Source organism: Caldifermentibacillus hisashii (assembly GCF_039654145.1).
In the GTDB taxonomy this organism is placed as follows: Bacteria; Bacillota; Bacilli; order Bacillales; family Caldibacillaceae; genus Caldifermentibacillus; species Caldifermentibacillus hisashii.
Window position 1 is genome coordinate 582,153 of record NZ_CP155467.1, and the last position, 12,604, is coordinate 594,756.

Here is a 12,604-nt window from a genome sequence, read left to right on the forward strand (position 1 = left end):
ATAGAATACTTTTAAGTAAAACGAATTTGAAAGATAGAGAGGAAATGTTATATGAAGTTATTATTAAAATATCTTAAACCTTTCACTCTAACCATATTGATTTGTATTGCGTTTCTTTTTGTGCAAGCAATTTCGGAATTACAATTGCCAAATTTTATGAGTGATATGGTAAATAATGGCATTCAAACGGGTGGAATTGAAGAGGGAGCTCCGGATGCCATCAGTGAAGAAGGAATGAATTTAATCCAGTTGCTTATGGATAAAGACAGTCAATCCATTATGAATGATAGTTATACATTAATCGAAGCGGGGAGTTCAAAAGCTGATCACTATAAAAGTGACTATCCGGCTGTAAAAGATGAGAATATTTATGTCTTAATGGAAACGGATCAAGACAAATTAGCAAAAACTGATAAAGCCTATACACAAGCCACTTATGCTTTGACACTTAGTTTAGAGGATATGGCGGATGAAATCAATGCGGCACAAGGCAATACTAATAGCAATAAAAATGCGAATTTATCCGATGTTGATACGAGTAAAATCTATGAAATGCTTCCTTACTTAACTCAACTTCAGCAAGCAGGGAAATTAGACAAATATATTTCTTTAGCTGCCGAAGATGATTCTATGGCAGCCGGACAAGTTTCTACCACCTTTACAAGAATTTTTTATAAAGAATTGGGTGTAAATTTAGAACAAATTCAAAACCATTATATTATTATAAAAGGGCTGCAAATGCTTGGCTTGGCTCTGCTTAGTGTTGTCGCTTCCATCGTGGTTGGTTGGTTTGCGACCAAGGTTGCGACAACTGCTTCCAAAAATCTGCGCAAGGATGTATTCAAAAAAGTTATGTCTTTTTCAAATGCAGAATATGATAAGTTTTCGCAAGCTTCCTTAATAACAAGAAGTACGAATGATATACAACAAATTCAAGTCTTAATTTTAATGGGTATTCGGATGATTTGTTATGCCCCGATTATCGGGATTGGCGGAATCGTGATGGCGCTTCGGACGACTGTGTCGATAAGTTGGACGATTGCCGTTGCCGTAGCTGCCTTGTTAATACTCATGATAGCCATTCTCTCAATTGCTATGCCGAAGTTTAAAATGTTACAAACTTTAATCGATAAAGTGAACTTGGTCAGCCGGGAAAATCTTGCCGGTATGATGGTTATTCGTACATTTGGTAATGAGCAGTTTGAGGAAAAACGTTTTGTGAAAGCAAATGATCACTTACGTAAAACCAATCGATTTATTCAAAGAACGATGTCATTTTTGATGCCTGCAATGATGTTGATTATGAACTTGGTTAGTTTGTTAATTGTGTGGGTTGGTGGAAAAGCGATTGCTGATTCCACTTTGGAAATTGGCGATATGATGGCTTTTATTCAATACGCCATGCAAATTATTATTGCTTTCCTAATGATTTCCGTCACTTTTATCTTAGTACCAAGAGCATTAGTTTCAGCAAAACGTGTTCAGGAAGTATTGGATACAGAATTAATCGTTACTGATAGCGATGAGGTCCAACATTTATCGAATCCAAAAGGTAAAATTGAATTTGACCATGTGTCATTTCGGTATCCTGATGCAGAAGAAAGTATTTTAGTAAATATATCTTTTGTTGCCAAACCAGGGGAAACAACAGCATTTATCGGCTCTACCGGATCGGGGAAATCAACATTAATCAATTTAATACCGCGATTTTATGATGTCACTGAGGGCAGAATTACGTTTGATGGTATTGATATTCGCAATCTGCCGCAAAAGGAATTACGCGATCATATTGGCTATGTGCCACAAAAAGGCTTCCTATTTTCAGGGGATATCGCATCGAATATCCAATATGGAAATTCGGAAGCTACCGAACAAGAAATTTGGAAGGCCATTGAGGTGGCACAAGGGAAAGACTTTGTTGAAGAATTTGAAGAAGGGATTCATACAGCTATTTCACAAGGTGGAACAAATGTCAGCGGCGGGCAAAGACAACGTTTATCGATCGCTCGTGCTTTAATTAAAAAGCCTCCTGTTTATATTTTTGATGACAGTTTCTCAGCACTCGATTTAAAAACTGATGCGGCATTGAGAAAAGCATTGGATCAATACACGCATGACTCAACCGTTCTAATTGTTGCTCAGCGGGTTAGCACGATTAAAAATGCCGATCAAATTATTGTTCTTGATAAAGGCAAAATCGTAGGGAAAGGAACCCATAAAGAATTGCTGGAGAGCTGTGAAGAATACCGGGAAATTGCAGAATCACAGCTATCGAGGGAGGAATTAGCATGAGTGAAGGAAAACAACCGAGACGCCATCCGGGAAGCCCAATGGGGAGAATGCAGGTTGAAAAAGCAAAGGATTTTAAAGGCAGCTTGAAAAAATTGGCTTCTTATTTAAATCCTTTTAAATGGTATTTGTTTCTTGTTGCAATTTTGGCCATTGCCGGTTCTGTATTTTCTATTGTCGGACCAAAAATTTTAGCCAAGGCAACAGATGAGTTAGCTGAAGGTATTAAGAATATGATGCTGGGTGCAGATAGTGGAATTGATTTTAATTATATTGGGAAAATCATCCTTCTATTAATCGGGTTGTACGTGTTAAGTGCTGCATTTATGTATATTCAAGGGTACTTTATGTCTAATGTAGCGACATCGGTTTCCTATAATTTACGTAATTCAATTATGCAGAAAATGAACCGACTGCCGTTTAGATATTTTCAAAAAAATAGCCAAGGGGATGTGCTTTCTCGAATCACAAATGATGTCGATCTACTTGAACAATCCCTTAGTCAAAGTATTACCCAATTTTTGACATCTGTTGCATCGATTGTTGGTGTTTTCATTATGATGCTGACGATCAGCTGGAAGTTAACCTTGATAGCCCTAGGGATGATTCCTGTATCAATGATCCTTATTATCGGTGTTGTGAAATTATCACAAAAGCATTTTAATAACCAACAGAAATATTTGGGTCGCGTCAATGGTCATGTAGAAGAAATGTATGGCGGACATGTGGTCATTAAAGCTTTTAATGGAGAAAATCAAGCAGTACAAGATTTTGAAAAAGAAAATGAAAAATTAGCTTTAAATGCGAGAAAAGCTGAATTTTTATCAGGTTTAATGATGCCGGTCATGGGCTTTGTCGGAAATCTCGGTTATGTTGTTGTATGTATCGTTGGTGCATCGATGGCGTCAAACGGGAAAATTACCATTGGGGATATTCAAGCTTTTATCCAATATGTCCGTAATTTTACTCAACCCATTACCCAGTTGTCAAATATTTCCAATCAATTTCAAAGAATGGTGGCCGCAGCAGAACGGATCTTTGAATTTTTAAATGAGGAAGAGGAAAAAGAGGAAAATGTAAAATATAGGGTAAAGGATTTACCCATTCAGGGGAATATTCGATTTGAACATGTAAAATTCGGTTATCATCCGGACCAAGTGGTTATTAAAGATTTTACCGCTGAAATTAAAGCCGGTCAGAAAGTAGCCATTGTCGGACCAACCGGAGCGGGAAAAACAACAATGGTTAAATTGCTTATGCGGTTTTATGATATCAAAGAAGGGGCAATTTATATCGATAACTACAATATAAACAATTTCTCCAGACAAGATTTGCGCACGCTTTTCGGAATGGTTTTACAAGATACATGGCTCTATAATGGAACGATTTTGGATAATATCCGCTATGGTAAAATCGATGCTACAGACGAAGAGGTTATGGAAGCGGCAAAAATGGCACAGGTTGACCATTTTGTAAAAACATTACCGAATAGTTATCATATGGAATTGAACGAAGAAACAAGCAATATATCCCAAGGTCAAAAACAATTATTAACGATTGCCAGGGCGATTCTATCTGATCCAAAAATCTTAATTTTGGATGAGGCAACCAGCTCCGTCGATACCCGTACAGAAGTTTTAATTCAAAAAGCAATGGATAAATTAATGGAAGGCAGAACGAGTTTTATTATTGCGCACAGACTCTCCACGATTAAAAATGCGGATTTAATTCTCTGTATGAAAGACGGGGATATTGTCGAACAAGGTACACATGAAGAATTATTGGCAAAAGGCGGGTTTTATGCAAATCTTTATAACAGCCAATTTGATAAGGTTTCATAATCGTTTCACTGACAAATAAAAATTAGAGGTCTCTAACCAATTGCTGATTGGATTGAGGCCTCTTTTTAACTTTATGTCGAGAAACTTTCATGTCATTCAATGTTTTCATCTACCATTCTGTTTCGAATTTTATTAAGCTGGTTTTTTTCAAATCATAAGGAATCATTTAATTCTTTTTAAATCCCTTATATCTGCTTCTTGCTCAACGGAACGAATAATAAGTGTTTCAAGTATTCTTTCTTGACGTTCTTGTCCATCTTTTAAGGATAAAACTTCCCCATGCAGTTTATGAACGTCCATGGAAAGAGCATCAAGTTTGGCATCCGTTTCTTCTTGACGATGTCTTATGGCACGAACAATTTCGTTTGTCTCATTTAGTTGAGTCTGCATTAAGTATTGAGATTCCTTAATATCCTTAATTTCGGATTTCATAGACTTAATTTCGGTTTGCATTGATTGTTGAGAATCTTTAATCCCCATAATATCGGCTTGCATAGACTTAATTTCGGTTTGCATTGATTGCTGGGAATCTTTAATCCCCATAATATCGGCTTGCATAGACTTAATTTCGGTTTGCATTGATTGCTGGGAATCTTTAATCCCCTTAATTTCAGTTTGCATAGACTTAATTTCGATTTGCATAGACTTAATTTCAGATTGCATGGCCTGCTGAGAATCCTTAATATCTTTAATTTCGTTCTGCATGACCTGTTGTGATTCTCTGATACCTTTTAATTCTCCCAAAATTTGTCCCACAATTTGTTCATTCATTGCAAGCAACTCCTTTAAAAACTTATTATTTGACATCCCCGTATTCTTCAATATCTTCTTCTAAAATCAATTGTTTCACCCTGAAAAGTTTAATGAGTTCTTTCACCTTCTTAGCAGGGTCAGAAGCAAGTTCATGAAATAATAGAGGATGTTTTTTCAATTCTTTTATGAAGTTGAATTCTTCCTCCGTCAATTCAATTTCATGATCGGCTACCAAGGCTTTCTTCCTCTCATGTTCCTCGCCGGTTAAGTAGGAAATGGAAACATTATATTTAACTGCTAATTTTTGCAAAGTTTCAATGGATGGTTCATTTCTGCCTTGTTCATAATAGCCATAGCCACTTTCGGTCATGCCAAGATAATTTGCTATATCCTTCTGGGTCAATTTATGCTTTTTCCTCAACATTTTTAGTCTCTCTGATAAGACAGTCATTTGAATTTTCCTCTATTCTTTGTTCATTTATTTACAATTTTATGTTGGTAAAAAAAGATTAACCACAACGTTTTATTGTACTAATTATATCTAATAATAAGTTGCTTGTCATCAATTTTTTAGGAAATTTTTTCATCTTTGAATCAAGAACACTCACTGACCAAAAAACTTACCAAAAGTTAAAACTAGTACTTGAAAGAAACTAATAGTGAAACTTGGGAAGTGCTCTTTCAGTTTATTGATGCTACCCGATGCGATACCGGTACGTGAAAACTAAGCAGATAATAGAAATATTGGCAAAATCGGTTATTTATGTTGATTTAATAATTCCTAGGCAAGACGACCTAGAAAACGATATTTATATATAGAAAATGATGGATGAAAAGTACATGAATTAAGAGGCAGGAGTTTTAGCGTTTCTACAGTTCAAAAAGATATTCAGTAAAATTACGACTATTTTGAGAACCATATACAATATTTTTTCTAGGACTATGAGCTTATTCCATTTTTGTTGAAAATCGTTTAATTTATTTTAAGAATTAGTAATTTTAGGGGGAGAATATGGTGAGAAAATCATGTTGGTTTTTCCTGATTTTAGCAACAATACTTTTTTTAGTTGGATGTGAGGAAAAACAGACAAAAGGGGAAGATAGTAGCCGTGTTGCTGTAAAGAATGCAAGCCAAGCAGAAGGAAAGCAAAAGGAGGAATCAAAAAATAACGGTGATAAAAAGAATCCGACAAATATTAAATTAAGTGGAGAAATAGTCAACGAAAATGGAAAGATTATCGTTAAAGGGAAAAGCAATTTAATGAAAGGGACATATGTAGAAATTGATTGGCTTGATCGACCTTTTTCCATACGAAATCCGATATGCTTGCTTTGTGAGAAGGGTACTGTTGTTGACAAAAATGGAAATTTTACATTTGAAATACCTCAAGATCTACAAGACCATGAATATGTTTTAGTGACGATTGAAGTCGTTCTCGGAGGATTGGGGCAGCCGGAAGAGATTGAAGCTGTTTATGGTGAGCATGGAGAGAACTTAAAAGGACCATTTGTCTACAAACATGAAATACTGGAAGAAGAATATCAAAAAATCTTTGCTTCTGTTCTTGTTTCACCGAATGGGAAACAAACCGTGTATCCGATTAAAACACCAAAAAGGGAAAAGGTTCCTGATGATTATGCCAGCACGAAAGTTTGGATTGATACGAAACTAACGAATGACCATCATTATTTCTATGTAAAAGGGAAATCAAATTTGTTAGAAGGAACACGTTTGAACGCTTTCTATTACTCTTCCAAAGACGCAACACTATCACAAAATTGGATTGGTTCAAGTGCAGAAGTTGTTAGTGACGGTACGTTTTTCTTACAAATTCCATATGATACAATTACAGAAAGTGGATTTATTGTCATTACTTCAAAGCCAAATGATTCACATGTATTGGAAACAAGAATGAAAGAAATTTATGGGGAGCAATTTGAAAAAATGAGCGGTGATCAGGTGAAACCAAATGAGGAAGGCGGGAATATGATTGAAGTCCTCCTTTATCCGAAACCGCCAATCGTTAAAGCTCCGGAAAAAACAATGCTCACAACAGATGATGAAGAAATAAAAATTCAATTACCTGACGATATATTATTTGATCATGATAAAAGTGATTTGAAACCTGATGCCCAAAATACATTGAACGAGCTCATTCAATCTTTGGAAACATTGAAAGAAGATACTGTTATTCAAATTAATGGACATACCGACAGTACAGGTGATGACCAATATAATATGACATTATCAGAAAATAGAGCTAAAGCGGTAGAAGCTTATTTGCGACAAAGTGAAAAAGTAAATCATATGCAGATTAGTATACATGGATTCGGTGAAACGAGGCCGATTGCACCAAATAATACCGAGGAAGGAAAAGCAAAAAATCGCCGCGTAGAAATTGTAATTAATCCAAAATAAAAAAAGAGAAAGGGGATTCTAGAGAGCCGTATTTAGCGCTGGATTCCCCTTTTTCCTTATATAATATAAAATAAAAGGATTTTTACAAGGAAAGGGCACATAAATGATGTATGCCCTAAATTTGTGGAACTCATTTGAAAAAAGCTTCATTGCAGCATGACACAATGAATTACCTTTAATAGTTATATTTTCGTTTTGTAGCCAAGGTTAGAAGTAAAGCCGGGATGGTGCATGCGATCATTCCTAAAAAAGCCGTCTTTGCCGAAACTTCATATAAAAATCCTGCCGGGAAGGTCAGCAAAGCATTAATTAAACTCATGGCGAAAGAAGTATACATGCCTTGAGCGGTTGGAATTTGGCTTGTTTTCAGTCGTTTCGAGATAAATTGAATCGTGGCATAGTGAGCATAACCAAAGGAAACCACATGCAAAAGTTGCGAACCAATAAAAACAAATACATTCGGGAAAAGGAAAACGAGAACCCACCGTAAAGTAGAACCAATGGCCGCCCAGATGTACATTGTCGATATTTTCATATTGGCCAGAAACGAATCTGCTTTTGCAAAAAATAAGATTTCTCCTAAAACGGCTACATTTAAAATAAGCCCAATGTAAAAACTGTTTATGCCTAAATCCTGTAAATAAATAAATCCATAATTATAATAGGATGTATGTGAGCCTTGTAATAAGACGGAAATAATTAGAATGATAAGAAATTCCGTTGATGTAAAAAGTTTTTTGAAGTTTCCTATACTCGTATTTGAATTTTGTTTTTTCGGTTCTGTTTTCAAAATGAGTGGAGTCGCTTTAAATTGGGAAAAGATAATGAACACAATGCCTGCCAGCATTAACCAATAGATTGCTTTTTCTTGAAATAAGGAAGTCCCAAGCCCGACAACAATTAAAGCAACCGTATAGCCGATTGAGCCAAAGGAACGACTCTTTCCATAATCGAGTTTTTCGTTTGCTAATAAAATGGTGGCACTGCCCTCTACACCGGGCATTAAGTTTGGATAAATAAGACTAAATAGAACGGTAATGAGAAGTAGTACACTATAGGATTCAAAGGGAATATATGAAATCATCAGAACGAGTGAAAGAAGTGCAATCCCTTTCATTACAGTGCTAATGGAAAATCGGTTAGTTGCAACTGGGAACAAAATCAAAGTAGAAAATGATCTTGTCAGTAATCCGGCCCCAATAATAATACTTGCAGCGGATACGGAAAGTCCCTTATCGCCTGTTAGCCAGCCCGTCCAATAAGGCATGAAAATTCCCCATGTAAAGAAAAATGTGAAGTAGTTAAATGAAAGCCAACGTTGATTGTTCATTTTTAAAGTCCTTCCTGCAATCTTTCATCTTATTATTATACCATGTTTTCTGGAAGTATTAAGTAACTGACAAAGACTGTTGAAAAACTTGTCAGTAAGGGAATTGAAATGTTTTATCTTGGGACAATTCGACAAGGTTTCTTTTAGAGATTTTTGTCTCATGGATGGTTTCGTCGCCAAAAACAGGTGGATTTCGGGCAAAATTAGTGACGAGAAGGGGCTTCGTCGCCAAAAAATGGGGTTTCCCGTGCAAAAATGACGACGAGAAAAGGTCTCGTCGCCAAAAAATGGGGTTTCCCGGGCAAAAGTGATGACGAGAAAGGGTCTCGTCGCCAAAAAATGGGGTTTCCCGTGCAAAAATGACGACGAGAAAAGGTCTCGTCGCCAAAAAATGGGGTTTCCCGTGCAAAAGTGATGACGAGAAAGGGTCTCGTCGCCAAAAAGTGGGATTTCTTGGCTCAAAAAGGCGACGAGAAAGGGTCTCGTCGCCAAAAAAGGGAGTTTCCCGTGCAAAAAAGACGACGAGAAAGGGTCTCGTCGCCAAAAAATGGGGTTTCCCGGGCAAAAGTGATGACGAGAAAGGGTCTCGTCGCCAAAAAAGGGAGTTTTCCGCTTCAAAAAGACGACGAGAGAGGATCTCGTCGCCAAAAAATGGGGTTTCCCGGGCAAAAGTGACGACGAGAAAGGGTCTCGTCGCCAAAAAATGGGGTTTCCCGGGCAAAAGTGATGACGAGAAAGGGTCTCGTCGCCAAAAAAGGGAGTTTTCCGCTTCAAAAAGACGACGAGAGAGGATCTCGTCGCCAGAAAAATGAGTTTCCAGCCAAAAAAAGACGACGAGAACGGGTCTCGTCGCCAAAAAATGGGATTTCCCGTGCAAAAAAGACGACGAGAAGGTACTTCGTCGCCAAAAAATGGGGTTTCCCGGGCAAAAGTGACGACGAGAAAGGGTCTCGTCGCCAAAAAATGGGGTTTCCCGGGCAAAAGTGATGACGAGAAAGGGTCTCGTCGCCAAAAAAGGGAGTTTTCCGCTTCAAAAAGACGACGAGAGAGGATCTCGTCGCCAAAAAATGGGGTTTCCCGGGCAAAAGTGACGACGAGAAAGGGTCTCGTCGCCAAAAAATGGGGTTTCCCGGGCAAAAGTGATGACGAGAAAGGGTCTCGTCGCCAAAAAAGGGAGTTTTCCGCGTCAAAATGACGACGAGAAGGTACTTCGTCGCCAAAAAATGGGGTTTCCCGGGCAAAAGTGATGACGAGAAGGGGTCTCGTCGCCAAAAAAGGGGGTTTCCCGTGCAAAAAAGACGACGAGAAGGTACTTCGTCGCCAAAAATAAGCATTTTCCGCTTCATAATGGTAACGAGAAAAGAGTCTTGTCTCCAAAAACGGGTGCAATTCTCCAAAATTTGCGACAAGAATGGGTTCCTCTGAGACATTTCTTCTATCCAATTCATAAAAACAGGGTATGCGAATTGTGCATACCCTGTTATTCGGAATGTCATAAGGTTATTTACGAAGCTTTGTGATTTCGTCTGCAACAAATTGCACGTTTGTACCAACAATTACTTGTATACTTGTCGGTCCGACTTCTTTTATGCCCGAAATTCCGGTTGATTTAATTTTTTGTTGATCTACTTTTCTCATGTCTTTAACTTCAACTCTTAGACGTGTTACACAATTATCAATTGCGACAACATTTGCATCTCCGCCTAAACCTTCATAGATTATTTTTGCCATTGTTGCGAACCGATCTTTTCCGGGAGCATTAACTATTTCACCAACTTCATCATCATCTTCGCGGCCGGGTGTTTTTAAGTTGAATTTTACAATTAAGTAGCGGAATAAGAAATAGTAAATAACCGCAAATACAAGTCCCTGTAGCAAGAGCATATAAGGTTGGTTAGCTAAAGGTAGTCGAGAACTTAAGAAAAAGTCGACGAAACCTGCACTGAAACCAAATCCGGCCGTCCAATGGAATGTTGCGGCGATAAATAATGAAACACCCGTTAAAAGTGCGTGTACAACGTATAATGCTGGTGCCAAGAACATAAAGGCAAATTCAATTGGTTCTGTAACACCGGTGAAAAATGCAGCAAATGCGGCTGCAAGTAATAAAGAAGCTGCTTGTTTTTTCTTTTCCGTTTTTGCGGTATGATACATAGCTAGAGCGGCTGCAGGTAAGCCAAACATCATAACAGGGAAGAAACCTGCTTGATACATACCGGTTATCCCTTTTACTCCTTTACCGGACCAGAAATTTCCAATATCATTAATTCCGGCAACGTCAAACCAGAATACAGAGTTTAACGCATGATGCAAACCGGTAGGAATCAATAGGCGGTTAAAGAATCCGTACAAGCCGGCACCGACAGCACCTAGTTTTGCGATTGCTTCACCAAACGCGACGAGTGCTCCGTAAACAGGTGGCCAAATAAAGAATAAGATAACGGAAATAAGAATCATTGAAACCGCTGTCATAATTGGAACAAGTCGATTGCCGCTGAAAAAAGCCAATGCATCCGGTAATTTCACATTATGGAAACGGTTATAACATAAAGAAGCAATAATACCTGATAAAATACCAACAAATGCGTTTCCAATTTTTCCAAAAGCAGGATCCACGGCATCTACTTTAATTCCCAGAAACATTGCAACAGTTGCGGTTGACAGTAAAGTAGTTGTGACAAGAAAGGCAACAAGCCCGCTTAGAGCAGCAGAGCCGTCTCGCTCTTTCGACATTCCAAGTGCAACACCTACAGCAAATAAAATTGGGATATTATCAATAATGGAACTGCCTGCCTTAATTAAAAAGGCAGCAACCGGACTTTCCGCACCCCAACCGACCGGGTCAATCCAGTAACCAATACCCATTAAAATTGCGGCTGCCGGTAAAACAGCTACAGGTAACATTAATGATTTCCCAAGTCTTTGTAAATACTTCATGACCATTCTAACCATACCTCCATTTTAAGTTTAATAGTGGCTCCGTTAAAAGTAACAATTACAAAAGGTTATCAAATATAACACCAAAATATATGAGTTTATACAGAGCCTGTGAAGAGAAAGAATTGAATTGTTAGCAGCTAGTTCCTTTTTGTTTTGAAAATAATCACCTCCTTTAAGAAACGAACATTTCTTATTGAACTTATTTACGCAATCTCTCAATATGCAATGTAATATAGGCAAGTTCTTCTTCAGACAAGTGAATATTATATTTGTCTGCTACCTCTTTTGCTAAGGCAAGAGCACATTGATAAGAAATGGGTAATTTATTTTTTATCATTACAATCATTTCATCATCCAGTGTGTGTATCTCATATTCCTTTACTCTAGTTAAAGCATAGCGCAAGTGCGTTACTAAACGATGATAGGCTAAGTCATCTTCTTCTACTCGGATTGACAAATGGTTCTTTATGATTTCGACCATATCTTTTATGATTGTAGTTTGATAAATCGTTTCTTTTAAATTTTTACTTTTCGGTTTCATTGTATGGATATGGAGAGCAATGAAACCGGCTTCATCTTCCGGAATGTTAATATGCAATTTATCGTTTATATAATTTACGGCCCAAAGTCCAATTTCAAATTCCGGCCGGTATAAGATTTTAATTTCATTTAAAAGTTTGTTTCTTAGGTGAATACCCTCAAGTTCCCTTTCGATTGTGAATGAAATGTGATCAGTCAGGATAATGTGGATGTGATCATTTAATTTTGTGCCTAACTGTTTTTCTGCATATGAAATAATTTTTTCAGAGATTAATAGATGTTCTCCCGAAATTCGGCTTAATAGTTGTTGTAATTTTTCTTTATCTTCAATAACAAATAATTTTTAAATTTTATTGGGGTTAACAATATCGTTTTTCTTCTTGTCAAACGCAACTCCTGTTCCAATAGCTACTTTTTCTTCCTCTCCATCCCTAACAATTACGGCATTATTGTTTAATATTTTGGAGATTTTCATCATCATTCACCACCTTA

At 37.3% G+C, this 12,604-nt stretch carries 12 protein-coding genes; 6 read left to right on the forward strand and 6 right to left on the reverse strand.

What is annotated here, in order from left to right:
- The first annotated feature begins 51 nt into the window (after positions 1-51).
- Positions 52-2,292, forward strand: coding sequence for an ABC transporter ATP-binding protein (locus NSQ14_RS02790; RefSeq protein ID WP_346216829.1), 2,241 nt, complete (start codon positions 52-54; stop codon positions 2,290-2,292).
- Positions 2,289-4,130: an ABC transporter ATP-binding protein gene (locus tag NSQ14_RS02795; protein WP_034767876.1), complete on the forward strand. Its 1,842-nt coding sequence runs from the start codon at positions 2,289-2,291 to the stop codon at positions 4,128-4,130. The genes NSQ14_RS02790 and NSQ14_RS02795 overlap by 4 nt, the downstream gene beginning before the upstream one ends.
- A 162-nt stretch (positions 4,131-4,292) precedes the next feature.
- Here NSQ14_RS02795 and NSQ14_RS02800 read toward each other — a convergent pair whose 3' ends face one another.
- A complete protein-coding gene (locus NSQ14_RS02800; RefSeq protein ID WP_346216830.1) occupies positions 4,293-4,901 on the reverse strand; it encodes a hypothetical protein in 609 nt (202 codons plus the stop codon).
- Between the two features lie 25 nt (positions 4,902-4,926).
- Complete coding sequence (locus NSQ14_RS02805) at positions 4,927-5,334, reverse strand: helix-turn-helix domain-containing protein (RefSeq protein WP_216405875.1); 408 nt, start codon at positions 5,332-5,334, stop codon at positions 4,927-4,929.
- A gap of 561 nt (positions 5,335-5,895) precedes the next feature.
- Here NSQ14_RS02805 and NSQ14_RS02810 point away from each other — a divergent pair.
- Entirely contained in the window at positions 5,896-7,302 is a 1,407-nt protein-coding gene (locus NSQ14_RS02810; protein WP_346216831.1) for an OmpA family protein, read from the forward strand.
- 175 nt (positions 7,303-7,477) lie between these two features.
- Here the strand turns inward: NSQ14_RS02810 and NSQ14_RS02815 are convergent, their stop codons facing one another.
- Positions 7,478-8,632 carry an MFS transporter gene (locus NSQ14_RS02815; RefSeq protein ID WP_346216832.1) on the reverse strand — a complete coding sequence of 385 codons (1,155 nt, stop codon included), beginning with the start codon at positions 8,630-8,632 and terminating at the stop codon, positions 7,478-7,480.
- A 359-nt stretch (positions 8,633-8,991) separates the two neighbouring features.
- Between NSQ14_RS02815 and NSQ14_RS02820 the strand changes: the two genes are divergently transcribed.
- From NSQ14_RS02820 to NSQ14_RS02830, 3 genes are read left to right on the forward strand one after another with little or no spacing between them, the layout of a single operon-like run.
- Entirely contained in the window at positions 8,992-9,444 is a 453-nt protein-coding gene (locus tag NSQ14_RS02820; protein ID WP_346216833.1) for a hypothetical protein, read from the forward strand.
- Entirely contained in the window at positions 9,441-9,827 is a 387-nt protein-coding gene (locus tag NSQ14_RS02825) for a hypothetical protein (RefSeq protein ID WP_346216834.1), read from the forward strand. The genes NSQ14_RS02820 and NSQ14_RS02825 overlap by 4 nt, the downstream gene beginning before the upstream one ends.
- Positions 9,824-10,057: a hypothetical protein gene (locus NSQ14_RS02830; protein ID WP_346216835.1), complete on the forward strand. Its 234-nt coding sequence runs from the start codon at positions 9,824-9,826 to the stop codon at positions 10,055-10,057. The genes NSQ14_RS02825 and NSQ14_RS02830 overlap by 4 nt, the downstream gene beginning before the upstream one ends.
- Positions 10,058-10,132: 75 nt before the next feature.
- Here NSQ14_RS02830 and nagE read toward each other — a convergent pair whose 3' ends face one another.
- The 3 genes from nagE to NSQ14_RS02845 form a co-directional block, all read right to left on the reverse strand.
- Positions 10,133-11,575 (reverse strand): N-acetylglucosamine-specific PTS transporter subunit IIBC, encoded by a 1,443-nt coding sequence (nagE, locus tag NSQ14_RS02835; RefSeq protein WP_269919285.1) that lies wholly within the window; start codon positions 11,573-11,575, stop codon positions 10,133-10,135.
- A gap of 196 nt (positions 11,576-11,771) precedes the next feature.
- Positions 11,772-12,443, reverse strand: coding sequence for a BglG family transcription antiterminator (locus tag NSQ14_RS02840; protein ID WP_346217106.1), 672 nt, complete (start codon positions 12,441-12,443; stop codon positions 11,772-11,774).
- A 12-nt stretch (positions 12,444-12,455) separates the two neighbouring features.
- Positions 12,456-12,590, reverse strand: a complete 135-nt coding sequence (locus NSQ14_RS02845) for a CAT RNA binding domain-containing protein (protein WP_322107699.1) — start codon at positions 12,588-12,590, stop codon at positions 12,456-12,458.
- Positions 12,591-12,604: the final 14 nt, after the last annotated feature.

Bases quoted from the DNA above. Each gene is read 5' to 3' on its own strand.
- NSQ14_RS02800 (WP_346216830.1), bottom strand. From the start codon at position 4,901: ATGAATGAACAAATTGTGGGACAAATTTTGGGAGAATTAAAAGGTATC.
- NSQ14_RS02830 (WP_346216835.1), top strand. From the start codon at position 9,824: ATGACGACGAGAAGGTACTTCGTCGCCAAAAAATGGGGTTTCCCGGGC.
- NSQ14_RS02810 (WP_346216831.1), top strand. From the start codon at position 5,896: ATGGTGAGAAAATCATGTTGGTTTTTCCTGATTTTAGCAACAATACTT.
- NSQ14_RS02805 (WP_216405875.1), bottom strand. From the start codon at position 5,334: ATGACTGTCTTATCAGAGAGACTAAAAATGTTGAGGAAAAAGCATAAA.
- NSQ14_RS02820 (WP_346216833.1), top strand. From the start codon at position 8,992: ATGACGACGAGAAAAGGTCTCGTCGCCAAAAAATGGGGTTTCCCGTGC.
- NSQ14_RS02845 (WP_322107699.1), bottom strand. From the start codon at position 12,590: ATGATGAAAATCTCCAAAATATTAAACAATAATGCCGTAATTGTTAGG.
- NSQ14_RS02815 (WP_346216832.1), bottom strand. From the start codon at position 8,632: ATGAACAATCAACGTTGGCTTTCATTTAACTACTTCACATTTTTCTTT.
- NSQ14_RS02790 (WP_346216829.1), top strand. From the start codon at position 52: ATGAAGTTATTATTAAAATATCTTAAACCTTTCACTCTAACCATATTG.
- nagE (WP_269919285.1), bottom strand. From the start codon at position 11,575: ATGGTCATGAAGTATTTACAAAGACTTGGGAAATCATTAATGTTACCT.
- NSQ14_RS02795 (WP_034767876.1), top strand. From the start codon at position 2,289: ATGAGTGAAGGAAAACAACCGAGACGCCATCCGGGAAGCCCAATGGGG.
- NSQ14_RS02825 (WP_346216834.1), top strand. From the start codon at position 9,441: ATGAGTTTCCAGCCAAAAAAAGACGACGAGAACGGGTCTCGTCGCCAA.